General features: G+C 47.9%; 23 protein-coding genes and 2 pseudogenes. 12 read left to right on the top strand and 13 right to left on the bottom strand.

Translation table 11 applies throughout. From position 1 onward, the window contains the following. Nucleotides 1–5: 5 nt before the first annotated feature. The 10 genes and pseudogenes from EAO37_RS01380 to fliI form a co-directional block, all read right to left on the bottom strand. Complete coding sequence (locus tag EAO37_RS01380) at nt 6–878, bottom strand: P-loop NTPase (RefSeq protein ID WP_120944055.1); 873 nt, start codon at nt 876–878, stop codon at nt 6–8. Next, a pseudogene (flhF, locus tag EAO37_RS01375) lies at nt 875–2202 on the bottom strand (flagellar biosynthesis protein FlhF). The gene EAO37_RS01380 and the pseudogene flhF overlap by 4 nt, the downstream one beginning before the upstream one ends. Continuing rightward, nucleotides 2199–2684 carry a 2-amino-4-hydroxy-6-hydroxymethyldihydropteridine diphosphokinase gene (gene folK / locus EAO37_RS01370; protein ID WP_120944059.1) on the bottom strand — a complete coding sequence of 162 codons (486 nt, stop codon included), beginning with the start codon at nt 2682–2684 and terminating at the stop codon, nt 2199–2201. Before folK ends, flhF begins: the two are co-directional and overlap by 4 nt. Before the next feature lie 4 nt (nt 2685–2688). After that, nucleotides 2689–3711, bottom strand: a complete 1023-nt coding sequence (locus EAO37_RS01365; protein WP_120944061.1) for an aminopeptidase P family protein — start codon at nt 3709–3711, stop codon at nt 2689–2691. After that, nucleotides 3708–4211, bottom strand: a complete 504-nt coding sequence (aroQ, locus tag EAO37_RS01360; protein ID WP_120944064.1) for a type II 3-dehydroquinate dehydratase — start codon at nt 4209–4211, stop codon at nt 3708–3710. Before aroQ ends, EAO37_RS01365 begins: the two co-directional genes overlap by 4 nt. Before the next feature lie 37 nt (nt 4212–4248). Beyond that, entirely contained in the window at nt 4249–5895 is a 1647-nt protein-coding gene (locus tag EAO37_RS01355) for a methyl-accepting chemotaxis protein (RefSeq protein ID WP_235852959.1), read from the bottom strand. A gap of 7 nt (nt 5896–5902) precedes the next feature. After that, nucleotides 5903–6721 carry an HpaA family protein gene (locus tag EAO37_RS01350; protein ID WP_120944068.1) on the bottom strand — a complete coding sequence of 273 codons (819 nt, stop codon included), beginning with the start codon at nt 6719–6721 and terminating at the stop codon, nt 5903–5905. Nucleotides 6722–6797: 76 nt separating this feature from the next. Beyond that, complete coding sequence (locus tag EAO37_RS01345; RefSeq protein ID WP_120944070.1) at nt 6798–7778, bottom strand: iron-sulfur cluster assembly scaffold protein; 981 nt, start codon at nt 7776–7778, stop codon at nt 6798–6800. A gap of 9 nt (nt 7779–7787) precedes the next feature. Further along, nucleotides 7788–8954 (bottom strand): NifS family cysteine desulfurase, encoded by a 1167-nt coding sequence (locus EAO37_RS01340; protein ID WP_120944072.1) that lies wholly within the window; start codon nt 8952–8954, stop codon nt 7788–7790. 93 nt (nt 8955–9047) lie between these two features. Further along, on the bottom strand, nt 9048–10358 hold the full coding sequence (gene fliI / locus EAO37_RS01335) for a flagellar protein export ATPase FliI (protein WP_120944074.1): 1311 nt from the start codon (nt 10356–10358) through the stop codon (nt 9048–9050). A gap of 85 nt (nt 10359–10443) precedes the next feature. On the opposite strand from fliI, the gene tig reads away from it, so the two are divergent. The 6 genes from tig to dnaA are packed head-to-tail and all read left to right on the top strand — an operon-like array spanning nt 10444 to nt 17761. Beyond that, nucleotides 10444–11745, top strand: a complete 1302-nt coding sequence (gene tig, locus EAO37_RS01330; RefSeq protein ID WP_120944076.1) for a trigger factor — start codon at nt 10444–10446, stop codon at nt 11743–11745. Between the two features lie 13 nt (nt 11746–11758). Continuing rightward, a complete protein-coding gene (clpP, locus tag EAO37_RS01325) occupies nt 11759–12352 on the top strand; it encodes an ATP-dependent Clp endopeptidase proteolytic subunit ClpP (protein ID WP_120944078.1) in 594 nt (197 codons plus the stop codon). 1 nt (nt 12353) lies between these two features. After that, a complete protein-coding gene (gene def / locus EAO37_RS01320) occupies nt 12354–12875 on the top strand; it encodes a peptide deformylase (RefSeq protein WP_120944080.1) in 522 nt (173 codons plus the stop codon). Between the two features lie 41 nt (nt 12876–12916). Beyond that, nucleotides 12917–14398 carry a YifB family Mg chelatase-like AAA ATPase gene (locus EAO37_RS01315; RefSeq protein ID WP_205589729.1) on the top strand — a complete coding sequence of 494 codons (1482 nt, stop codon included), beginning with the start codon at nt 12917–12919 and terminating at the stop codon, nt 14396–14398. Between the two features lie 3 nt (nt 14399–14401). Then, complete coding sequence (locus EAO37_RS01310; RefSeq protein ID WP_120951276.1) at nt 14402–16447, top strand: heavy metal translocating P-type ATPase; 2046 nt, start codon at nt 14402–14404, stop codon at nt 16445–16447. Between the two features lie 9 nt (nt 16448–16456). Next, nucleotides 16457–17761 (top strand): chromosomal replication initiator protein DnaA, encoded by a 1305-nt coding sequence (dnaA, locus tag EAO37_RS01305; RefSeq protein ID WP_120944084.1) that lies wholly within the window; start codon nt 16457–16459, stop codon nt 17759–17761. Nucleotides 17762–17776: 15 nt separating this feature from the next. Here the strand turns inward: dnaA and EAO37_RS01300 are convergent, their stop codons facing one another. Beyond that, nucleotides 17777–18727, bottom strand: a complete 951-nt coding sequence (locus tag EAO37_RS01300) for an SMP-30/gluconolactonase/LRE family protein (protein WP_120951097.1) — start codon at nt 18725–18727, stop codon at nt 17777–17779. A 104-nt stretch (nt 18728–18831) separates the two neighbouring features. On the opposite strand from EAO37_RS01300, the gene EAO37_RS01295 reads away from it, so the two are divergent. From EAO37_RS01295 to EAO37_RS01270, 6 genes and pseudogenes are all read left to right on the top strand, one after another. Further along, nucleotides 18832–19320, top strand: coding sequence for an HAD-IIIA family hydrolase (locus tag EAO37_RS01295; RefSeq protein WP_120951095.1), 489 nt, complete (start codon nt 18832–18834; stop codon nt 19318–19320). Then, nucleotides 19321–20544: a glycosyltransferase gene (locus tag EAO37_RS01290; RefSeq protein WP_120951093.1), complete on the top strand. Its 1224-nt coding sequence runs from the start codon at nt 19321–19323 to the stop codon at nt 20542–20544. Beyond that, on the top strand, nt 20519–21454 hold the full coding sequence (locus tag EAO37_RS01285) for a glycosyltransferase family 2 protein (RefSeq protein WP_240451680.1): 936 nt from the start codon (nt 20519–20521) through the stop codon (nt 21452–21454). Before EAO37_RS01290 ends, EAO37_RS01285 begins: the two co-directional genes overlap by 26 nt. Continuing rightward, the gene (locus EAO37_RS01280) at nt 21436–22470 is read left to right on the top strand and encodes a glycosyltransferase (RefSeq protein ID WP_240451679.1); all 1035 of its coding nucleotides are present in this window, start codon (nt 21436–21438) and stop codon (nt 22468–22470) included. The genes EAO37_RS01285 and EAO37_RS01280 overlap by 19 nt, the downstream gene beginning before the upstream one ends. Further along, nucleotides 22467–23207, top strand: coding sequence for a glycosyltransferase family 2 protein (locus EAO37_RS01275; protein ID WP_120951274.1), 741 nt, complete (start codon nt 22467–22469; stop codon nt 23205–23207). Before EAO37_RS01280 ends, EAO37_RS01275 begins: the two co-directional genes overlap by 4 nt. A gap of 52 nt (nt 23208–23259) precedes the next feature. Beyond that, nucleotides 23260–23703: pseudogene (locus EAO37_RS01270) on the top strand (SLC13 family permease); the annotation flags it as partial. Nucleotides 23704–23839: 136 nt separating this feature from the next. Here the strand turns inward: EAO37_RS01270 and EAO37_RS01260 are convergent. Both EAO37_RS01260 and EAO37_RS01255 read right to left on the bottom strand, forming a co-directional pair. Beyond that, on the bottom strand, nt 23840–24748 hold the full coding sequence (locus EAO37_RS01260; RefSeq protein WP_120951087.1) for a PDC sensor domain-containing protein: 909 nt from the start codon (nt 24746–24748) through the stop codon (nt 23840–23842). Nucleotides 24749–24750: 2 nt separating this feature from the next. Continuing rightward, complete coding sequence (locus tag EAO37_RS01255) at nt 24751–25380, bottom strand: hypothetical protein (RefSeq protein ID WP_120951085.1); 630 nt, start codon at nt 25378–25380, stop codon at nt 24751–24753. Nucleotides 25381–25382 lie beyond the last annotated feature (2 nt).

Genomic DNA, 25382 nt, shown 5'->3' with positions numbered 1-25382 from the left:
CCACCTTACAAGTATTTGAGCAAACGCTTGAAAAACCCGATGAAATTGTCCTTAGGCGTTTCTAACACATTGTGTTCCATTTTCATGGTTAAAATTTTAGAAACCTGCCCTATGGCAAAAGAAAAGGTATTAAACGGTTCGCTTTGGCATAGGAGTTTGCGGTTTTTGATGGATTGTCTAAGCGCGTTGCTATTTTGGATATAGCCTAGATAATTCAAGGTCATGTGCGGGATATTCTCTTTAGCCACGCGCTGGATTCCGTTGAAAATCTGCATGGCTTTGTCTGCCGAATCAACCATGTTCACCAGCACAAAGACATCGTCCTTATTCTTAGAGTTGATCTTAATGGTGGTGTAGGCATCGGTGATAGCCGCTGGATCAGAAGTGGTGATCACCACTACGCAATCGCTTGCGCGCAAAAAGGCTTGGGTAAACTCCCCAATCCCCGCCCCTGTGTCAATGATCATGTAATCTAAATCATCTAGCACATTTTCTTCATCTACAAAGCTATCCAAAATCTCTTGGCTCACATATTTAAAAATCTCCTCCCCGCTATCCCCGGGCACCAAGTAAAACCCCTCTTCAATGCGATAGACCACTTCATTAAAACGCGCCTCCCCCCTTAGGGCGTGCAAGATATTCTTGCTGGTTTTAATCCCAAAGATAATATCTAAATTAGCCAGCCCAATGTCCGCGTCTAGCACGCCTACCTTGTAACCGCTCTTAAAAAGGCTATAGCCTAAATTCGCGCTGATGGTGGATTTACCCACCCCACCCTTACCGCTAGTGATGGCAACAAATTTAGTCTTGCCTTTTTTGCTGAAAATACTCCTAGGCTCCATGATGTGCTCCAGACCGCTTGCTTGGTTGTGCGTCATACTCTTTTCCTATCTGGATGGATGAATCCATCTAACATGCAATCCACCAAGTAATCGTTACTCGCCACCAATAAATCCATCGGCACTTCCTGCCCGATACACAAGTAGCTAATGGGCTTTTTGCTCTCATAAACTAAGGAAAACAAATTCCCAAACCCCCGACTCTCGTCTAGTTTTGTGAAGATCAAGCTATCAATTTCTAAGGGGCTAAAGGCTTGATAAATGTCTTTCAAATCCTCGTATTTCGTGGTGAGCGACAACACCAAAGTGGTGTCTATCTTATAGCCATTTTGCGTGAACTTTTTCAAGGCTTCAATTTTCTTTTTGTCATGCTGGGAGTGCCCTGTCGTGTCAATCAACACCACATCACAATACTCCAAAGCCTGCATTTCCTTACTGAAGTCTTCTGAATCCATCACGGTTTCAATGCTAATCTTCATTTTCTTAGCATACCAATTGAGCTGTTCCACCGCCCCGATGCGGTAGGTATCCAAGGTTAAAATCCCCACCTTGTATTTCTTGTCCAGCAATTTAGAATAACGCGCAGCCAGCTTGGCTAAGGTGGTGGTCTTACCCACCCCCGTAGGTCCCACTAGCATTAAAATTTTCTTGTAGCTAGGATCTAAACTCTCATGGCGACAATAAATCATCTTGCGCAAAACCTCTCTAAAATAACGCTTCACCGTTACTGAGTTTTCGCGCATCTTCACAGGCATCATCTCCAAGCTCAAGCGCATGATCTCATCTAAATGCAGTTTGTGCATGCCGCTATTTTTAGCCAAGCGGTAAATCTCAGCAAACTCATGGGGGATCACAAAATTTTGTCCCTTTTCCTCGCTCCATACCATGTTTTGGATGAGTTTGAGATTATCGTTAATCTTGTTGAGTTCACCCTTGATGGAGTGCAACCCTACCCCCTCTTTGTCTTGCTTGAGGGGTGCGCTCTCTTTGGGGGGTTGAGCGCGCCAGCTTGGGGGGCAGGAGGTGGGGGGGGCGGGGTAGAGACTCCGGCAAGCTTGCGCATCTCCTCTAGGGTTTTGGAGAGTTCAATGCTCACTTCTTCTTTGAGGGGTGGGGTGCTCTCTTTGGGGCGAGGGGGGGGTTGCAAGGCGTTCTCTAGACGCTCTTGCATGCTATTGCTCTTGGGTTTGCTCTCTTCTTTGGGCTTGTCCACAGCCACCACCACTTCATAAAGCCCGGGTTCTGTGAGACTCTTCTTGCGAATCTCTTGAGCTTTCACCACTAAGGCGTTGTGCCCATGTTCGCTTTGGGCGCGCTTCAAGGCTTCAGCGGTGGTTTCTCCACTATAAGTATAGAGTTTCATGCCCCCCTCCATGCTAGGCGTTGCAAGAATAAGGGCACAAGCACCGAAGCGCGTTGTTTCCATTTAGGGTGGGGCAGAGTCAAATAGGGCTGTTTATACACCATGCGGTTGAAAAATAGCATGTCAATGTCTAGCGTCCTTGGGGCGTTTTTAAAGGGGCGTTTGCGCGCGCGCCCCCAGCGTCTTTCCAAATAGAACACCAGCCTAAACAATTCTAACACACCCAAAGCCGTGTCAAAAGACAAGGTGGCGTTGGTGAAATCCCTTTGTTTAGTATAGCCAAAGGCCGGATTAAGATACAGTGGCGAGGAGTGCAGGCGCGAAAATAGGCGGTGGCGTGTAAGATACAGCCACAACGCTTCAAAAATCTTTTTAGAATCGCCCACATTACTCCCTATACCCAAAGTCGCTCTATTCTTCAAAGGGTAGGCACGAGCACACTTGCTAGGAAAAAAGCGCGTGTAGACAAGCGTGCATCTCACCCCATCACAAAACCTCAGCCCTAGAATGTTTCACCACCACTAAATCTTCAATACGCACCCCGTATCGCCCGGGGATGTAAATCCCAGGTTCCACTGAAAAAACCATGCCCTCTTCAATAATCATCTCACTTCTAGGTGAAATAAAGGGCAATTCGTGGATGTCCAAGCCGATCCCATGCCCAGTGCTATGGCTGAAAAACTCTCCATACCCGCTTTGCGCGATCACTCCCCGCGCGATCGCATCGATTTGCTTGCCCGTCATACCCGCGCGCAAATTCTCGATGGTGCGCTCTTGGGCTTCACGCACCACATCGTAAATCTCTTGTAAGGTTTTATCCTTGAAACACTGGGTGCGATCAAAGCTAAAATTTTCACCGAAACAGGCGGTGCGGGTGCGATCGGCGCAATAACGCTGGTATTTAATCCCCATGTCTGCCAAAAGCAAATCCCCTTTTTGCAAGCGTGTTTGTGGGCTGGGTAGGGCATGCGGTTTAGCGGCATTGGCGTTGATCGCCACAATGGGCTCAAAACTCAAATCAAGCTCCCCCTCACAAGTCAAAAAAGCTTTGCTCTTGAATTGCAACGCTCTCTCCACTTCTCCTTGCGCGCATGCCCGCGCGAAACTCTCAAACGCTTCCACATTCAACGCTTGGGCGTGTCTGAGCAAAGCGATCTCGGCTTCACTCTTAATGATACGCTGTTTTCTGTGGTAGTCGCTCTCCCCTATGAGCTTACAGCCTCTCAAGCCCGCCTCCAAGCGCCCATAAACATGCACGCTAATCTGTGCGCTGTCAAAATAGAGTTTGGGAGTTTTTTGGGCTAATTCAATGGCTTTTGCCCACAGATCAAAGCTCTCTACCACTTCCACGCCCGCGCGCACGCCCGCGCGCGCCTCCAAAGTGTAGCGCGCATCGGTGATGAAAAACGCCCGATCTTCTAATTGCAAGAAAACCCCATGGTCGCAACTATAGCCACAAGCAAAATATTGGGCGTTCTCATCGGTGGTAAAATGGGGAGCTACACTCAAGCACTTCCCCCCGGAGTGCTGTTGTTTTGCACTTGGTTCTCTTTGATCGCCTTGATCTCAGCTAGCACCTGCATCATGGCAATCAAAGCCACATGGTAGCCATAGTGCCCCAAACCGGTTACCACACCCATGCTAGCCGCCCCCGTGTAGCTAGTTTTTCTAAAATCTTCGCGCGCGAAAATATTGCTCAAATGCACCTCAATCACGGGCATGTCTGCAAGCATGATCGCATCGGCGATCGCCACAGAAGTGTGCGAGAACGCCCCGGGGTTAATAATAATCCCCTCTACCTCGCTCCCCACACATTCTTGGATGCGATCGATGATCTCACCCTCAAAATTGGTTTGAAAAAACTCCAGCTCCAAATCGCTCTGTTCGTTTTGCTTAGCAAAATTCTCCAAATTCTCATGGATTTGATCCAAAGTTACAGGACCATACAGTCTAGGATCGCGATGCCCTAGCATATTCAAATTAGGTCCCTGAATCACCAAAATTTTCATCAAAACTCCTTAGTGTAGATACCCAATTATAGCACAATTACAGCGTAAATTTACGCACGATTTTTTGCAAGTCCTGCGCTGTGCGTTCCAAAACAGCGATTTCTTGGGTATTGCCACTCATAGAGGTGGCAACTTCATGGGCGATCTTAGCGATCTGCTTGATCTGTGTGGCGATATTGGCGATGTCTTGGAATTGGTTTTTAGAATGGATTACCACACTTTTAGCGTCCTCTAGCGAGCTGGTGGCTTTGTTGTAGATAGCCTCTAGCGCGCCGGAGGCTAAATTGGCATGCTCCTGACTCTTGGTGATTTCAGCAACCATGTGTTCCATACTGGCTACAGATTTCTTGGTTTCCTCTTGGATAATCTTGATGATACGATCGATCTCTTGGGTCGCTCCGCTAGTGTGTTCGGCTAGCTTGCGGATCTCATCTGCCACCACCGCAAAACCTCTGCCATGTTCACCCGCGCGTGCGGCTTCAATGGCGGCATTCAAAGCCAATAAATTTGTTTGATCAGCGATGCCCTGAATGAGCTCCGCACTCTGCCCGATGTTTTGGGCATGTTTGTCTAGGGATTGGATCTGCTCTGCGCCCGCGCGCACACTCTGGGTAATGCCCTCCATGCTCTGTGCGGTGTCGTTCACCGCTTCTTTACCCTTTTGACTCAACTCCACACTTTGCAAGGAGTTTTCCTCTGTTTGGGCGATGGTGTTACTCACCCCTTGGATACTATTTTGGACATAACTCATGCTTTTGATGAGCTCTGCAGTCATCTCCTTTTGTTTGTTGGCGTTTTCTTGTGAGATACGCGAGAGGTTGGAAACCAATGCGGATTTTATGGTAATGTCATCAGAAGATTGACCAATCTGTCTAATAATGTTCACCATAGAGGCTTGCATCTCTTGGATGGCTTCTAGGGCACTGCCTGTAGAACACGCGCGCATAGACCTAGAGAGATTGCCCTCAGCAATGGCGCACACAATCTTTTTAATAGCAAGGGGTTCAGCCCCCAAAGAAGCACTAATGTGGCGCACAATCATGATCGCAATGGCAACTCCAATGACAAGAGCTACAAGAGTTAAGGTGATCATCAAGTGGCTAAAGTCGTTAGCGATACTCTTGGCGAGCGAAGTGAGCTGTTTGTTGAGATTCTCCTCATGGTCAATGAAAGCGTTGATCGCGGCTAACCATTTGATGAAGCTTTGGGCTAAATGCTGGCTTAAGAAGTCTGCAGCTAGCTGTGTATCTTGTCTTTTCAGGGCAATGAGTTTTTCAATCTGGGGCACTGCGATGGCATCGATAGCGTTGATTTGGCTATACAAAGCGCGCTCCTCTTGGCTGATGCGCTCCAAGTCATGGGGGTGGGCAAAGAGATTGTCCATAGACTCTTTAGCCACTTTGTAGTCGTTGTAGAGTTTGGTGATCAAGGCGACTTGGGTTTGTAAAAACTGGGGGTCTTTGGTGATCACCACATCGCGCACAGCAATAGAGCGGTCATGCACAGCCCCGCGCATGTTAATAGCGTAGCGTTCCTTGAGGGCGTTGTAGTTTGTGATCTCGCTTAAGAGATGATTGATGGTGCGCACCCGCAAAATACCTATCCCGCTCAAGATCACTATTAAGATAATCACAGCCCCAAAGCCCCCATAGAGTTTTGCGGAAATACTCACCTTGTTCATCATCACCCATCTATTTTTTAATTTTTTCTATGGCATTTCTGTAGCGGTTGATATTGGTGTCTGTTAGCTCCTCCACCAAAGAGCGCATCACTTTGGTGTACATGTCGTTTAAGATCTTGCGGATCGCATCGTCCTTGTCTTTAATTAACTGGGTTTGATCCTCTACGCGGGGCGCGTAAAATCCGCCCGAATTTGTGGCGCGGTAGCTGTAAGTGTGGGTTACTGCTTGGTAATTGCCCACATCCACTCCAAAATTGTGAATCACCCTGCCCGTTTCAGGCTCGAAGAAATTAAACCACACCGAACCCGAACTTTGATCCACCATGACATCTAAATCCTGCTTGGCTGGATCGCTGGTGTTCATTTTCACATCCTCTAGCACGCCCACCCAGCCACTCAAATCCAACACCGCCCATGTCTTGTGCTTTTGTGCGGCACTGAGGGATTGTCTAGTGCTAAAGCGCAGGACTTGATAACCGCGTTTTTGGAAGATCTCTTGGATTTGATCGAGCAGGGCTTCTTGGAATTGCGCCACATAGGGTTTGAGATTATCGCTCACCTGCATATGGGGCGCAAGAAGTCCTATAAAGCGGTTATTGATAGGTTCTTGGACGATCTTGATGGGGTAGTGGAAATCCAAGAGGGTGTCCCCAACGATTTTTTTGGGTTGGTGCTTTTTGGTGAATTTCTGTGCGGGTTTGTGGGCGGTGGGTTCGGGTTTGGGCTTGCTAGCTGGAGTTGGGGTTCTAGAGGGGTGCTTGATGAAAAGACAGCCTGAAAAGGTCAGGGCGATGCCTGCAAATAAAACCCCCTGTCTGATATTGTGCATGAAAAACCTTCAAATGTTAAGATGATGACCCCATTATAACACAGAATGAAAAACTAATCCCCCCCCCCTGCTTTGCTTAGATGGGCAAGACGCGGATATGCTCATCTAGGTGTTCTTGCAAGACCCCTTCAATGGCAAATAAAGTCCCCGTAGCCGCGCTGGCACATCCATCGCATGCGCCCATGTAGCGGATGTAAACATCTACAAAGCCCCCACCCTCTTTGATGTCCAAGATCTCCAAATTCCCCCCATCCATCATGAGCATGGGACGGATGTGTAGATCGATGGTGTGATCGATCGCCTTGACTTTCTGCACCATTGTCATGTCCACAAAGGCTAAATTCCCGCTCAAGGATTTTTGCGCGTTCTCTTTCAGCGCTTCGGCTTGCATTTCTGTGCGCACATCTTTGAGAATATCTACCAAGTAATACTCCCTAGCCTCATGCCCTCCGGGTTTCACACAGCTTTTACAAAAGCCCCCAGCCTTAGTGTATTGGGTGATCTCCTCCACGCTCTTTAGATCATTGAGGCGAATCACTTCCTTAATCGTGCCCAAACTCACCCGCGCGCACTCGCACACGATGATCTCGCTTTCAAAATCCTCCGGATTCTTGCCTAGATACTGCCCAGCAGCTTGCTTAATCACATCATAAGCCATCACCGAGCAGTGCATTTTTTGTCCGGGCACAGCGGGCACATCGGGATGATCCCTTAAGCTATGTTCCACATCTAAATTGGTGATCTTAACCGCGTCTTGCACCCGTTTACCCAAGCACAATTCCACCATCATATCCGAGCTAGCGATGGCTGTCCCACACCCAAAGCTCTTAAACTTAGCGTCCACAATCACATCGGTTTTAGGGTCTACCAACCAGTAAAGGCGCACCGCATCCCCACACGCCTCCGCGCCATAATCGGCTACAATGAGTTTACCCCCCTTAGCCTGCGCTTCCTCTTGCGTAATAACCCCCAAGTGTGTGGGGTTATTCATGCGTCTGCTGACTTCCTTAGAATACGCATCCCATAGCGCGCCACCTAATAAATTGCTCTTTGCCATGCGATCTCCTTAAAACCCGTAGGCGCTAGAAATATTGCGCAGACGCTTCACGGCTTTCCCAAACGCCTCAATGGTGTAGTCAATTTCTTCTGCCCTATTGAAACGACTCAAAGAAAAGCGAATCGCCGTGTGGGCTAACTCCTTGTCCGCGCCAATGGCGACCATCACCGGGTTAGCCTGTAAATCTTCGCTCGCGCACGCGCTCCCTGTGGAAGCAGCGATATTCGCGCGATTCAAATCCCATAGCATCGCTTCGCCCTCAATCCCGCGCACACTCACCAAGGTAGTGTTAGGCACGCGGTAAGTGCGATCCCCAATCACGGACACATCTTTAATGCTCAAAAGCGCGTCCTCTAGTTTGTTACGCAGTGTGGCAACCACTTCCTTCTCATAGTCCAAATTCTCTTGAGCTAAGCGCATCGCCTCGCCCATGCCCACAATGTAGGGCACATTCAAAGTCCCGCTACGCCTTCCGCGCATGTGCTCCCCGCCATGCAAAAGTGGCGTGAGTTCCACCCCTGAGCGGATATATAAACCCCCCACACCCTTAGGTCCGTGGAATTTATGGGCTGAAAAAGAGAGAAAATCCACATGGGCTTTTTGCACGCTAACCGGGATTTTGCCAATGGCTTGCACCGCGTCCGTGTGGAACAACACACCCTTTTCTTTACACACCGCGCCGATCTCCTCAATGGGGAAGATCAAACCGGTTTCGTTATTAGCCCACATCACGCTCACCAAGGCGGTGTCCTGTGTGATAGCCTCTTTAACCTGCTGGGCACTAATTGTGCCTTGCGCGTTGATGGGCAGGTAGGTTACCTCCATCCCCACGCTTTCTAAAAACTCGCAGGTAGCTTGCACGGCCGGATGCTCCACCTCGGTGGTGATGATGTGGTTTTTGCCCTGCTTGAGATACGCGTCAAAATACATGGACTTGAGCACCCAGTTATTGCTCTCTGTAGCGCAGGAAGTGATGATAATGTCGTCCTCATTGCGCGCGCCTATGCCCGCATAGAGTTTGTCAAAGGCATCTAAGATCGCCGGGTGGGTTTCTGTGCCAAATTTATGCAAAGAGTTGGGGTTGCCATACTGGGCACTAAAATAGGGAGCCATAAGGCTCTCTACGGCTGGATCTACCTTAGTGGTGGCATTATTGTCTAAATACACGCGTTCCATGGAGTCTCCTAATAAAAAAATGGGATTGGAAAAAATGGATAAAATCTAATACTCATGGTAAATTTGGTATACCACGCTATCCTTTATGCAATCTTAAGATTCTTGCATAAGCGCGATCAATTCGGGGATACTCACCTCACTCTGTATAATTTCTTCCTCCTCTTGCGCCATGAAAGCCTCCATGCCCGCCTTTTTGGCGATCGCCTCGTCTAATTCTAAATCAAAACCCTGTTGGTAAGACCCGATGCGAATCAAGACTTCATTTTCTTTCAATAGGGCGTAGAGCTTGCGGAATTTGCGCGTGGCTTTGAGATGCTCAAGGGTGCTGACTTCCTTGCTCACCCTTGAAGCTGAATTGAGAATATTGATGGGGGGATAAACCCCATGGTCGGTAAGTTCACGACTGAGCACAATATGTCCATCTAAGATACTGCGGGCTTGATCGGCGATCGGATCTGAGAGATCATCGCCCTCCACTAACACGGTGAAAAACGCCGTGATACTCCCCTTATTCTTTTCCTTGCCCGCGCGCTCCATAAGCTGGGGGAGTAAAGTCAGTGCTGAGGGAGGGTAGCCTTTGCTAGTGGGAGGTTCTCCCATAGCAAGCCCTATTTCGCGCTGTGCCATCGCAAAACGCGTGATCGAATCCATCAAAAACAACACATCATGCCCTTGGTTTTTAAAATACTCCGCCACGCTCATCGCACAAAACGCGCCGTATTTACGCATTAGAGGAGAGTCATCGCTGGTCGCCACCACCAAGACCGTGTTGTCTAAATTGCCCTGTAAATTTTTGTGGATAAACTCTGGGATTTCGCGCCCGCGCTCCCCGATGAGCGCGATCACCTTGATAGGCGCGTTGCAACCGCGCACCACCATACCCATCAGCGTGGATTTACCCACCCCACTGCCCGCAAAAATCCCCATCTTCTGCCCCTTGCCACAGGGCAATAAGGCATCGATGCTCTTAACCCCCACTCCAAACATTTCATCAATCACGCCTCGATCTAAGGGTTTCATGGGCTCTACCATGACGGGCGCGAACGCGTTTGCCCGCACAAACCCTAGCCCATCTAAGGGATTGCCCAAGGGGTCTAGCACGCGCCCTAACAAACCCTCCCCCACAGGAAAACTCAAACCCTCTTTGACAAAGAGCACGCGATCTCCCACCTTGCACCCCTCCACAAAGGAAAAGGGCGCAAAGCCAAATTGCCCTTGTTCTACCACCACCACCATACCTAAGCATTCCTTGCCATCGCTCCGTTCTACCTTCACGACATCGCCCACAGAGGGTAAAAACCCCTGCACAAACACCATGTTGGGTAAAATCTTACACACCATGCCATAGCGCGGCGAGAGATCGCGCACAAGTTGTAGGCGGGCTTTGAGAGTTTCTAAAGACATAATCCTCCAAAGGGTTTTTATTGTGGATTAACGCATATTTAGTTAGAATGAATCCTTATTATACTCAAACTCAAGGAGTTATGGAATGGATTTAGAAACCAAAAGGCTGGATGGAGCCAACGCGCGTATCTACGCCAAGCCTTCCTTACAGGATTTTGAAGACAAATCCAATAAGATCGCCCAAAAGATCGCCAAGAACACCAAAATAGATGGGTTTAGGAAGGGTAAAGCCCCTTTGGAGATCATCAAGCAACGCTACCAGGGGCATATCGAACAAGAATCCCAAAAGGAATTATTGGACTCAGTCTTGCAAGCGGGGGTAAAAGCCCTAGAACTCACTCCCCAGGAGATGATAGGTAGCCCAGCGGTTCTCAAATTCACCAAACAGGACACACATTTTGAGATCGAACTCAATGTTGGTCTCAAGCCCACTATCGATCTCTCTGGTGTGGAGGCTTGTATCCCTAATTTTTCTGTAGCCCAGATTAGCCAAAAACAAATCCAAGATCGCCTTGCGTTATTAGCTAAGGAAAAGTCCACTTTTTCAGACGCGCCAGAGGGCAGTGCTGTGGCTAAGGGGCATGGTGTGGTGATAGACTTCGAGGGTCTTTTAGACAACCAGCCCTTTGAAGGTAACCAAGCGCAGAATTTTGCGCTCATCGTGGGTGAAGGGCGTTTGTTGGAGAGTTTTGAAAAAGAATTAGTGGGGATGAAAGTGGGCGATGAAAAATACTTTGCGGTAACCTTCCCCAAAGACTACACTAACGCCACCCTAGCAGGTAAGGAAGTTTCTTTCCATGCCAAACTCCATAAGATCCAAATCCGCCAAATCCCTGAGATTGATGACGCGTTTGTCAAAGCCGTGCTTAATCAAGAAAAAGAACCCACTTTGGAATTATTGCAAGAAAAGATCAAAGATCAGCTTTTCTTGGAGGCTAAAACCAAGCTCTACAACCAAGAGTTAAAAGAGCAGCTCATCAATAAGCTGGATGAAACCTTTTGTTTTGATCTGCCTAGCACCATTGTGGAGCAGGAAATGGATCTCTCCTTGCGCCAATCCTTACAAAACATGCCCGCAGAAGAGATCAAGCGACTCCAAGAAAATCCCTCTAAGGTGCAAAAGAAGCGCGAGAGTTTTAGGGAAAATGCGCTTAAAAGTGTGAAGGTAACTTTCATCATAGACGCTTTAGCCAAGCAAGAAAAGATTGAAGTGCAGGATAATGAAGTCTTCCAAACCCTCTACTATGAAGCCATGATGACTAACCAAAACCCCCAGCAATTCATAGATTACTACCAAAAAAACAACATGCTCCCGGCGGTTAAAATGGCGATGATTGAGGATCGCGTGCTCACTTTCTTGCTCGACAAACATTTAAGCAAAGCTTAAAGAGGAGGGTTTCTTGAATTACATTCCCTATGTCATTGAAAAGACGGGACGGGGTGAGCGTAGCTATGACATCTACTCAAGACTTTTAAAGGATCGCATCGTTTTGCTGAGTGGAGAGATTAACGATGCGGTGGCTTCTAGCATTGTGGCGCAATTGCTATTCTTAGAAGCCGAAGACCCCGAAAAGGACATCAACCTCTATATCAATTCTCCTGGCGGTTCTGTTACGAGTGGCTTTAGCATTTATGACACCATGAACTACATCCACCCAGATATTTGCACCATCTGTATCGGGCAGGCTGCCTCGATGGGGGCGTTCTTGCTCAGTTGTGGGACCAAGGGCAAACGCTTTTCTTTGCCCCACTCTAGGATTATGATCCACCAACCCCTAGGGGGCACGCAAGGACAGGCAGCCAACATCGCTATTTACACTAAAGAAATTTTGCGCCTAAAGGATTTACTCAACCAAATCATGGCAACCAACACCGGCCAGCCCTTAGAAAAGATCGAACAAGACACCGACCGGGATTTTTTCATGAGCGCGCAAGATGCCAAGGAATACGGACTTGTAGATGAGGTGTTAGTGAAGAGCTCTAAGCAGGCTTAACATGGCGATCTTAGAAATTTTGCAATACCCCCATAAGAAGTTGCGCCTACGCTCCAGTGAGGTGCATGCCTTTGACTCAGAGTTGCACGCGTTTTTAGACGACATGCATGAAACCATGGTCGCGCACAAGGGCATAGGTTTAGCCGCTATCCAAGTGGGCGTGCCCAAGCGCGTTCTCATCATCAATTTACCCGACCAAGAGGACGAAACCCAAGACCCCCAAAACACTTTAGAGATCATCAACCCTGTCATCACCCACACAGAGGGCAGTATTTTATGGCGTGAGGGCTGTTTGTCCGTGCCCGAATTTTACGAGGAAATCGAACGGCATGCTAACCTCACTCTAGCCTATCAAGATCGCCACGGCACGCCTAAAATGTTGCAAGCCAGCGAGCTTTTGAGCGTGGCAATCCAGCATGAGATCGATCATCTCAATGGGGTTTTATTTGTGGATAAACTCTCTATGTTCAAGCGCAAGAAATTTGAAAAGGAATTTAAAAAAACTCTCAAGAGTGAGGGTTGATGCGCGCCCATACCCATGTGAATACCCTTTATTGCGCCACTATGCAGGGCGTGAGCGCGAAAATTGTGGAGGTGGAGGGGAGTTTCACACGCGCCCTGCCTGCCTTTGTGATCGCCGGGTTAGCCAATAGCGCCATTCAGGAATCCAAACAGCGCGTGCAAGGGGCTTTGCAAAACAATGGTTTTGCTTTCCCACCCCTAAAGATCACCATCAACCTCTCCCCCTCCGATCTGCCCAAAAGCGGGAGTCATTTTGATCTGCCCATGGCACTCTTGGTCGCCTTGCAAAGAAACCCGCTTAAATCTAGGTGGTTTGCTTTTGGTGAGTTGGGTTTAGATGGCAAGATCAAACATAGCGATGCGATCTTTCCCATGCTCTTAGACATTGCCTTGCAGGCTCCCGGCGCGCATGTGCTCCTCCCCCAAGCCGGACAAGAACTCTTTAGCCTGATTCCTAATTTGCACCTACACTTTGTGGGGCACTTAAACCAAGCTTTAGAGATCATCACCCAAGACACCCAAACCCCCTGCACCCACGCGCCTAATTTGCCCTTTGAGTGTTTGCGCATTGGCAACACCCCCTATTATTACTTGCAAGATTTCGCCCTAGATTTTAGCGATGTCAAGGGACAAGAGCATGCCAAACAAGCCGCGCTCATCGCAGCAAGTGGGATGCATAATATTCTCTTTGAGGGCAATCCGGGTTGTGGGAAGAGCATGATCGCCAAGCGCATGCGCTACATCTTACCTCCCAGCACCCTAGATGAAATGATCACCTCTATCAAGTTACGCATTTTAAGCGATCAAGAGAGCGTTTATAGCCCTCTAAGAAGTTTTAGAAGTCCCCACCAAAGTGCCTCTAAGTCCAGTATTCTAGGCTCTACACAGGCTAATAATCCCAAACCCGGGGAGATCGCCCTAGCCCATAATGGGATTTTATTCTTTGATGAATTGCCCCATTTCAAAAAAGACATCTTGGAATCCTTGCGCGAGCCTATGGAAAATAACCAGCTGGTCATCTCTAGGGTGGCTAGCAAGATCACTTACGACACTTCGTTTCTCTTCATAGGGGCGATGAATCCCTGCCCTTGTGGGAATTTGACGGATAATTTTAGAGTCTGCCGTTGTTTAGAAAAAGACATCAGTGCCTATAAAAACCGCTTGAGCGCGCCCTTTTTAGAACGCATCGATCTCTTCGTGCAGATGAGTCCTACAGAGGCGCAAGCTAAGAGCACACTCAACTCCGCACAGATGCACCAACGCGTGCTAGAAGCTTTCAAGATGCAAAAATCTAGAGGGCAAACCTGCCTGAATGGTAAACTCTCTGAACAGGACACGCAAACCTTTTGCACCCTCGAGCCCCAAGCCACACAGGTGTTAGAACAAGCCATTATGCGCTTTGGCTTTTCCCAACGCGTGATCCACAAAACCAAAAAGATCGCGCGCACCATTGCTGATTTAGCAAGCTGTGCTAATATCGACAAGCCACATATCTTGAAGGCACTCCAATTTAGAAAGGTTTGAGTGATGCAAAAATACCACTTCACCGGGCTAGATTGCCCTGATTGTGCCAACAAACTAGAAAGCGCACTCAATAAACAAAGCTATGTCCAAGAGGCACGGGTGATTTTTAACACTAACACGCTCTATTTAAAAACCCATGACATGCCCAAAGCTTTAGCCCTCATCAAGCAATTAGAACCCGAGATGGAACTCTGCGCTGAAGCCCAAAGCGAGTCTAAACCCAGCGCAACACCTCTACTCATTAGTATCGCGCTCTACTTAATAGCGATAGCCACCATCCATTTTAGCACCCAAAATTGGGAATTTTATTTAAGCTACGCAGTCTTAGCTGGGGTGTATGTAGTGTCGGGCAGAGATGTCTTTTTGGGCGCATTACGGGCGATTAGAAACAGACAATTTTTTGATGAAAACACGCTCATGCTCAGTGCTACTATTGCCGCCTTTGGCGTGGGCGCGCATGAAGAAGCCGTATCGATCATGGTTTTTTACTCAGCCGGGGAGTTTTTGCAACAACTTGCCATCGCGCGCTCTAAGCAATCCTTGCACGCGCTCTTAGATGTCGCGCCCAATCGCGCGGTGCGTAAAGTAGGGCAAGAGATGCAAGAGGTCGAGCCTAGCGCGCTAGGTATTGGGGATATAGTCGTGGTTAAGGTGGGCGAGAAAATCCCCACCGATGGCATAGTGCTTACCGGGGAGAGTTTGTTGGATCAAAAAGCCCTCACAGGGGAATCTTTACCCCTCAATGTCAAGGAAAATAGCTCCGTATTAGGGGGGAGTATTAATCTTAGGGGCGTGCTAGAAATCCAAGTGAGTAAGCTCTATGCGGATTCTTCGGTGGCTAAAATTGTAGACTTGGTGTCTAATGCGGTGAGCCAAAAATCTAAAACTGAGAAGTTCATCACCACCTTTGCGCGCTACTACACCCCCGCTGTCTTTGTGATTGCCCTTTTGATCGCTCTTGTCCCCCCCTTATTAGGGCATGGGGATTTTGACACTTGGATTTACCGCGGACTCTTTGCCTTGATGGTGAGTTGCCCTTGTGCGCTGGTGATCTCTGTGCCTTTAGGGTATTTTGGGGGCGTGGGGGCGGCTAGTCGCGCGGGGATTCTGATCAAAAGCGTGCAAACTTTAGAGGCACTCAGTCAAGTGAAAAATATCGCTTTTGATAAGACGGGCACTTTGAGCAAGGGAGAATTTCAGGTGGTAGATGTCGTGCCCGTTGCGCCCTTTACTAAGGAAGATGTGCTAGAACATGCCTCTTGCGCACAAATTCTCTCCACCCACCCCATTGCGATCTCTATTCAAAAGGCTTATAAGCGCCAGTGCCAGCATGAAATTGAAGACTACCAAGAAATCGGTGGGCTTGGGGTTAAAGCCAGTTGCCATGCCCATCTCATCATCGCGGGCAATGAAAAGATGTTGCGTAAATACAATATTCCCCATGATGCCTGCAGTTTAGAGGGCACGATCGTGCATGTGGCTGTTGATGGGCAACATGTGGGCTACATCGTGGTAGCAGACACGCTTAAAGACAACGCCAAAGAATGCCTAGATGCGCTCAAGCGCGCGGGCATCGAACACATGTGCATTTTGAGTGGGGACAATGAATACAGCACTAAGCGCGTAGCTAAGGCTTTAGATTGCCCCTATTATGCCAATCTCTTGCCTGAGGATAAACTCAGCGCGTTTGAAAACTTCCAACAACAGCACAAGCATAAAAGCGCGTTTGTGGGTGATGGGATTAATGACGCTCCCACTTTGGCGCGCGCGGATGTGAGCATGAGCATGGGGAGTGCTAGCCAGATTAGCAAAGAGAGCGCGGACATTGTAATCACCAATAATTCCTTAGAGTCCATTCTCAAGGTTTTCAAGATCGCCAAGAAAACCAAACGCATCATCATTGAAAATATTGTCTTTGCGCTAGGGATCAAGGCGATGTTTATTGTGCTAGGCTTTTTTGGGATCGCTACGCTGTGGGAGGCGGTTTTTGGAGATGTGGGGGTAACCTTGATCGCGCTGGCTAATTCCATGCGCGCCATGCGCATCTAAAGAGCGCGCTTGATCGAGCAAATTTGGGACGCTGTAAAGTTGGGTGTGAGCGAATACGAGTTTAAGACTTACATGCAACTCTTACACTACGATGCGCATGCCTCTAAAGCTGATCTCTTTGTCTTTTACGCGCCCAATGTGTTGGTGTGCCATTACATCAGCGCTAAATACCGCACCCTTTTAGAAACCGCTATTGGCGCGCACAAGGGTTACAAAGTGCAGGTGCAGGTGCGCCCCAAGAGCCAGCAAAATCCCACCCCTCCCAAACCCCTCATCTTAGCCAAAAATAACCCCACTCTCAACCCTGTTTTTCGTTTTGAAAGCTTGGTGGTGGGGGCGTGTAACCAAATGGCGATCAAAATCGCCACCCAAGTGGCGCGCCAAAGAGGGGTGTATAATCCGGTGTTGTTTGTGGGCGGGGTGGGCTTGGGTAAAACCCACTTGCTCAATGCTATTGGGAATTACGCCTGCGATCAACTCAAGAGTGTGCTTTATGTGAGCGCTGAACAATTTCTCAACGATTATGTGTCTGGGTTAAACCACCATAGCATGGATAAGTTCCAAGAGAAATACCGCTCCTGTGATTACCTCTTGATTGATGATGTGCAATTTTTTGGCGGCAAAGAGAAGGTGCAAGAAGAGTTTTTCCACACCTTTAACGCCTTGCACACCCAAAATAAGCAAATTGTGATGAGCTCAGACAAACCCCCTAAGGACATCAAGGGTTTGGCTGAACGACTCTTATCACGCTTTGAGATGGGGATGATTGCCAGCGTGCATCCCCCCACTTTAGAGACAAAACTCGCCATTATTGAGCAAAAGTGCGCCCTTGATCGCATTTGTCTACCTCAAGAGGTGTTGCACTATCTGGCTAGCCATTTAAATGAGAATATCCGCCAAATTGAGGGCACAATCTTGCGCCTAAGCGCGACTGCCACTCTCAGCCACCAACCCATTAGCCTAGAGATGGCACAAGGCATCGTGCAAGAAACGACCAAGGAGCGCGCCCAAGAAATTAGCTTGGAGCGCATTTTGAGGGTGGTTGCCTCCAGCCTCAATCTCAAAGCCTCTCAGATTCAAAGCAACGCGCGCACCCGCCAAGTCAGTTTGGCTAAAAAGAGTGTGATCTATTTAGCCCGCCAGCTTACCCCCCACTCTAGCGTAGCCATTGCGCAATTTTTAGGGCTCAAAGACCACAGCGCGGTGAGCAAGTCCTTAAAACTCATGCAAGAGAGCGTCCTTAGCGATCCTCAAAGCAAAGCCCTCTTAGAAGAGATGGCGCACAAACTCCAAACCTTGGAGTCCACAAGCTAGACAAACCTCAGTCCCTTAGTCGCTCTGCTTTGATCCTAGTTTAAACATGTAGAGTTTAGAATCTGAAGTAACAAAGAGGGCGGGGGTTTTAGAATCAAAGGCTAAATTACTCACCACTTGGGGCAGAATGATTTCGCCTAACATCTTGCCTTGGGGGTTGAAAACCTGAATGCCATGCCCATTACTAGCCCATAGATTGCCCTGTGAATCGACCTTGATGCCATCGGGAAAACCCGGAGCAATCACGACAAACACCCGTTCGTTGTGTAAGCTTTGATTAGGGAAAATGTCGTAGGCTAAAATCTGGTGTTTTAAATTTAAATCGCTAGGATCGTAGGCAAGTTGGCTATCAGCAATGTAGAGAATTTTTTCATCAGGGCTTAGGGCTAGTCCGTTGGGGCTTTTGAGCGAGGGGGTGTTGAGCCGCACTACTTGTTTGGTATGAGGGTTGTAGCGGTAGATAAATTCGCCCTCTTGGGCAGCGATCTGTCCTGATCCAAGCAAGCCAAATTTGGGATCGCTAAAATAGATATTGCCCTGGTGATCTACAATCACATCATTGGGGCTATTGAAGCGTTTGTGGTGGTAAGTGCTTGCTAACACATGCCAATGTCCATGTTCTAGGCGTTCTAAATCCCTATTGCCATGACTAACTGCCACTAAGTGCCCCTTAGTATCTAGGGCATGCCCATTTTGGCGGTGCGATGGCTGGAGCAACACCCGCATTTTAAATTTATGGTGGATTCTTTGGAATAACAAGACCTCATTGCCTTCTACATCGCTCACCACCAAATCGCCATTAGGGAGCACCTGCGGTCCTTCAAGCCACAACCCCCGGTGATAAAGAATTTTAGGCTGGGTGTGGGTGTTGATTAGGGTGCTAAATGTTTTGTCATAAACCTTAAAAGTTGCCTCCTGTGCGCACAACACAACGCACAGACACAACCACGCTATAAGTTTTTCCATGCCTGCTATTTTAATGTTTCTTGGCTAATAAAAACGCTTATGCTAATCCATGGCGACTCAAGCTGTGCTAAAATACCCCTTATTTTCCAAACTAAAGGAATGTCATGTGCCAAATTAAAGTCTTTTTGTGCGATTGCGATGGCACGCTCACAGACGGGGGGATGTATTATTTAGAGGACGGACAGCAGTTTAAAAAATTCAGTGTCGCCGATGGGATCGGCTTTGAACTACTCAAAGCGGCCGGGATTAAAACGGGTATTTTAACGGGCGAGATTACGCCCATAGTCGAGCACCGCGCCAAAAAGCTCAAGGTAGATTATTTGTATCAAGGCTGTAGCCCACAGGGTAAATTAGACGCTGCGCGTGAAATTTGCGCACAAGAAAACATTAGCTTAGAACAAGTGGCGTATGTGGGCGATGACATCAACGATTTACCCGTGTTAGAGTGTGTGGGCTTTAAGGGCTGTGTGTTAAACGCACACGCCCACCTAAAAGCCCTACCCGGGATCACAATCTCGCCTAAAAAGGGCGGTGAGGGGGGCGTGCGGGCATTGATTGATTTGTGGCTAAACAACCCTAGAGTGCTTGGTTAAGTGAAAGTCCTCCACCTCAACGCCACGCTCACCGGGGGGGCGGCGCGCGCGTGTTTGCGCCTACACACAGCCCTTTTAAAAGAGGGGGTTAATAGCTTTGTGTGGGTGCAAGATGGGCGGGGGGCAAATTTAGAGCCCAATATCTTAAGCCCAAAGACTAGGCTAGCTAAAGCGTGGGCGTTTATGCGTCCTTACTTAGACAAAGCCCCGATTTTGCTCTACCCACAGCGCAAAAAAGGCACTTTTAATTTGGGCTGGTTGCCTTTTAGTTTGCCCTTAAGTGTGATTAAGTCTTTAAAGCCCGACATTGTGCATTTGCACTGGCTGGGGCGGGGGGCTTTGGCTTTAGGAGATTTACCCAAGATTAAAGCCCCTTTAGTGTGGAGTTTGCATGACATGTGGGCTTTTAGCGGGGGGGATCACTATCATGGCAACGAAGCCGAGCATATTTATGATCACTCTTGCATTTTAAACAGCCCCTTTAAGCGGGATTTAGCCACTTTGGGCTTTTGGCTAAAAAAACGCGCCTATGCCAAAATTCCTCACCTAAGCGTGGTGGGGGTGAGTTCTTGGATTTCTAAGCGCGCCAGCCAAAGCGCACTTTTAAAAGAGAAAACCCATGTGGTGATCCCCAATCCCATTAATACAGAACAATACAAGCCCCTAGATAAAACCCTTTGTCGGCAACTCTTGGGGTTGCCCTTGCCACAAAAATTAATAGGCTTTGGGGCAATGGATACAAGTAATCCCATTAAGGGGGGTGATTTATTGTTACAAGCCCTAAGGAGATTGGATTTTAAGGGGGCTTGCGTGGTCTTTGGCAAGGGGGGGTTACAAAACTTGCCGCTTAAAACCTATACGCTAGGCGCATTGCGCGATCCAGCAAGTTTAATCGCCCTTTACAACGCCCTAGATGTGGTGGTCGTGCCCAGCCGTCAAGAAAGTTTGGGATATGTAGCTATGGAGAGTCTAGCCTGTGGCACACCCGTAGTAGCCTTTGCTACAAGTGGGTTGCTTGATTTAATTTTACATCAACACAATGGCTATTTAGCCCACCCCTTTGATATTACAGATTTAAAAACGGGGATTGAGTGGGTGTTAAACACAGCGCATTACCCTAAGCTATGCGATCACGCGCGCGCGCATGCGTTAGAGCATTTTAGCGAGGCGGTGGTGGCGCAAAGAATGCTAGCTTTGTATGAGGAAATTTTACATGGAATTTGAATGCCTAGATACGCGCTTTAGCACCACCCAAAGGCTTTTTAGACAAGTGCCAAAGCTAGAGAGTGCTGGGCTTTTTGAAAGGCTTATAACCTATCCTAATGCAGATTTGCAAGGGGGCTTACGCACCAAGGGGTTTTTTAAACAAAGTTCTGCCGATTGCCCGCTAGTAAGCGTCATTATGGCGACTTTAAATAGCCAAGAGTTTTTAGAAGAAACCTTGCAAAGCATTTTTGAGCAAACTTACCCTAACTTAGAATTGTTAATCATTGATGGGGCATCTAGCGATGGGACTTTGCAGATTTTGCAAAGGCACGCCGACAAAATTGATTACTTCATGAGTCTTAAAGATAGGGGCATTGCGCAGGCTTTCAATCGGGGTGTGTGTTTGGCTTTTGGGGATTATATTAATTTTCAAGGCGATGGGGATGGATTTGTTGCCCCTAATGCTTTAAAGGAAGTGATGGCAGGGGTCAATGGACACACATTTATTAGCGCACGGATTAAGCGCATAAATGAAAAGGGAGAAGTGCTTTTTATCTCCGATTACCTGCGAAATTTTAATAAAAACTTATTGCGTTTTAAAATGATCCACCACCAAGGGCTGTTGACTCATAAGGATTATTTTAACACCTATGGACTTTTTGATGAAGATTTGATCTTTAGCATGGATTATGAACATCTCTTGCGCGCTTACCACAATTTCCCCTCTTTTTTAGCCAAAGAAAATGTCTTAGCCCAATGGCGTGATGATGGACTAGGCACGCATAAAGAATTAGAGATTTTTAAAGAATGGGCGCACATTAAGCGCAAGAATAAAATCGCCCCGCCTTTAGTTCTCAAAGCTATAGAGGGGTGGATTCTAGCTAAGTTCTACATTAAAAAGGTCTTAGGGTGGCGGGGCAAACACTAGATTACTTAATGATAACCCCCCTGCCCGTCTTTTATAAAGTCAATCTTTACAACGCCCTAGCCCAGCGTTTAAAAATCTTTGTGGTGTTTTTGGCGAGCGACACTAAAGAAACCCGCGCTAAAGATTTTAGCACCCTAGATCACGCGCAATTTGCTTATAAAGTGTTGTTTTGTGGGGCATTGCAAGAGCGCCCTTTGTGGAGCAATGTTACCAAACTCTTTAAGATTTTAAGACAACACCCTTACCAAAGATTATTGCTTGGGGGCTGGGATTGTGTGGAGTTTTGGGCGGGGTGGGCTTTTAGCGCGAAATCTAAAAATGCCATAGTGGTGGAGTCGAGCATCCAAGAGAGTGTTATAAGTGGGCTAAAGGCGTGGGTGAAGAAACTTTTTTTAGCCCGTGTGTCTGTGGGTTTTGTGTGTGGCAATTTGCATGCACAACTCTTAGAAGCTTTGGGCTTTAAGGGGGTTATTAAAACCATGCACGGGGTGGGGATCATCAACCCCTCTAGTTTAAAAAGAGAGCCACGCCCCTATGCCCAAAAATTTATCTGTATCGCCCGCTTAACCCCTGTGAAAAATTTAGAGTTTTTACTGAGGGTCTTTGCTAGGTTGCCCGACTTGTCTTTAAGCCTTGTGGGCACGGGGGAGTTAGAAGCACGCTTAAAGGCGATGGCTAGTAAGAATGTGTCCTTTTTAGGGGCTGTGGAAAATTCTAAGATTGCCCCCCTGCTTTGTGCCCATGACGCTTTGATTTTACCCAGCCTTAGCGAGCCTTGGGGCTTGGTGGTGGAGGAGGCTTTAAGCGTGGGTGTGCCCGTGCTGGTGAGCTGGGCTTGTGGGGCGAGTGTGCTGGTGCAAAATGGGGGCAATGGCTTTGTTTTTGATCCCCAAGATGAGGGGGCTTTAAAAGCACTTTTGCAGAGTTTAGAAAACTCTTATCCCACGCTTTTAAAGGGGGCGAGTGCATGGGACTTGTGCGCCAAAAATTTAAAACAAGTGGAGGCGTACTTGTGAAGATTTCTCTAGTTACGCCCGTTTTGAACGGGGCTAAGAGCATTCAAGCCACTCTTAAATCTGTGGCGATGCAAAGCACATCCCCTATGGAGCATTTAATCCTAGATGGGGGGAGTGTGGATGGCACACTAGAGATTTTAAAAGATTATACGCATGTGCAAGTTTTTAGCGCGCCCGATCAAGGGCTTTATGATGCGATGAATAAGGGCATTGCGCGCGCGCAAGGGGAGATTATAGGGATACTCAATAGCGACGATTGTTATGCTCATGCTAATGTTTTAAGTCAAGTGCTCGAGGCGTTTAAAACACACCCACAGGCGGATATGCTCTATGCGGATTTGGTGTATGTCAAAAATAACCGCATTGTGCGCTACTATAAAAGCGGGGCATTTAGCAAAGAGGGCTTTTTTTATGGCAAGGTCCCGGCACACCCGACCCTTTTTGTGCGTAAAGAAGTTTATGATCATTTTGGGGGCTATAAGATTGATTATAAAATTTCTGCGGATTATGAGTTTTTACTGCGCACTTTGTATGTGGGGGGCTTAAGGGCGGTGTATGTGCCGGGGGTGTGGGTGAAAATGGGCGTGGGGGGGGTGAGCACACGCGGGCTTAAAAGCCTTTGGGTGGCTAATGTAGAAAATTTGCGCGCGTGTAGAGAAAATGGGGTTAGGGCGCACTGGGGGACAATGTTGTTGAAATACCCTTATAAAATCTTGGGGTTATTCAAAAAGTCTTAAAATTAAGATGACTAACATTTAATAGACTAACATTTAAAATCTAGGAGTGTGGATGGCAAAAATTTTATCTCTTTGGCGTTATTTCTTGCCCGTCATGGTGGCTGTTGGGTTATGGCTCTTGCCCACGCCTGAGGGTTTAAGCCCGCTATCTTGGCTATATTTTAGTATCTTTATAGGCATGGTGCTAGGTCTTATCATTGAGCCCGTGCCCGCCTCTTTTGTAGCCGTGATTGGGGTGGTGCTGTGTGTGCTCTTGCGCATTGGTCCTAGCACACAACAAGTCAGCCCAGGGGAGGCGATTAACTGGGGCTTAAGCGGTTTTGCCAATAAAACCGTGTGGTTAGTCTTCATCGCCTTCATGTTAGGTTTAGGGTATGAAAAAAGCGGGTTAGGCAAGCGCATCGCCCTATGGCTCATCGCCTTGTTGGGCAAAACCACTTTGGGGCTAGGCTATGCGGTTGCCCTAGCGGATTTAATCCTAGCTCCCTTCATCCCTCTTTAGTGTGGTATGGTAGCCACTATATCCAAGGCGCACAATTTTGGAAGCTAGGATTTGTCTTTGGATTGTTGAATTTAACGGCTCTCTTGGTGCTGTGTGTGCCGTGGGTGGAGTTGGTAGCGCACCGCTGGTTTTAGGACTTATTGTTGGATTTATTAGCCGCCCCGTAGGCGAATTTGACATAAATGGCTAGACTGATGAGCAAGAGAGACACCCCCCCAGTTAAATAGACAGCATAGAGAAGTTTACTAGGTTCGCTAATACTAAACTTGAGCACTAGCATTAAGGCTTCAATGGCTAGGGCGATGATGATCGAGCCTAGAAAACGAATCATGGTGCGGTGGATAGCATGGTGGTTATCTCCGCTATTTTTCCCCAAAACTTCTTCTTCAAAGATCACCTTGACTAAATCAATGGTGGCTAAAGCTAAAGTGAGCAAGACAATGGGGTGGAAGACTTCTTTGACATCAAAATTATTAAAGTGGATGAGCGCGTCATAGAGGGTAGAAATGCTTTTAACAAAGAGCAATAGGGCGACCAAGCCCAGCATGAAAGAAATGGAAAAATACATCACCACACTACCCTCTGCAAAGAGCTTATAATGCTTGGAAGAGGAGCTTAAGGCGATTGCCACCTTAATAGGGATATGCATGCACACCACACAAAAGAGTTCGTTTTGGCTGTTGTAGATGGGGTAGGCGGCTGTAACCACCAAACTGCGGTTGTGGTGGGTGGGGTAGGGGTTGGTTAAGATACAACGCCCCTCTACGATGGCTTCATGGAAGCAGTCGTGTTCGGGGGAGTTTTGCCCAAAAGTGCTTTTCACCACCCCCTTTTCGTCTATTAAATTCCCATTGGCATCCAAGATAAAGAGATCTTCTTTAATGCGCACCTCTTGTTTGATACGCGCCATCGCGATTCGAATGTATCGAAGTGTGGGGGTTTTGAGATAATTTTTAATATTTTGGGTTAAAAGATAGGAAACATAGGCATAGAGCTCGTTTTTGACTTTGATGTATTCGCTGATGTCTTTAGATAGCATGGCTACTCTTTTTTGGGGTTGTGGATCTGGGTTTCTAAGGTTTGTAAGCTCTTTTGGTAAAGCTTGTTGAGCGTTTCTATGAGCGCGTCATTATAGCGCATCTCATCGCTAGGATGGGTGTTAGGATCGCTATCTAAAGGGTTAGCCCGCCACACGGGTTCTAGCACCTCTATACGCGCCTTTAACCCGCATGGAAAAGCTTGCGCGCACTCTAGTGCTACAGTGCTTTGGGCGTGTAGCATGCGCAAAACCCGCACCGGATCAACATATTCATTCCCGCTAGCCTTGAGCATGGCTTTTGTTTCTTTGAGAGTGGGAGGAGTGGATTTAAAGGCTAGGCGCACACTAACCTTCAGGTGCGCTTTAGGGGCGTTAGGTGCTTGGGTGTAACCCAAGTGGGCTAATAAAGCGGGGATGTCTTTTTGCAAGGCTTTGGTGTATTGGTGTTGGTAGTAGGGGGGTATGAAATCTTGCAAAAAGCTAACTTGGGGGGCTTGCAAGAGCAAATGCGCCTTGGGGGGGACCTGGGCTAGGGGGCTTTTATAGCGCAGAGTTAAAGTAGGGCGGCTAAAAACCCCATGCGTGCACCCCATACCCAGCAGGGCTAATAGCAGACCTATAACAAAACGCATGC

Origin of the sequence: Helicobacter sp. L8 (assembly GCF_003660355.1) — a bacterium.
GTDB lineage: Bacteria > Campylobacterota > Campylobacteria > Campylobacterales > Helicobacteraceae > Helicobacter > Helicobacter labacensis.
The sequence above is the reverse complement of the archived record's forward strand: the minus strand, read 5'-3'. Positions and strand labels throughout refer to the sequence as shown.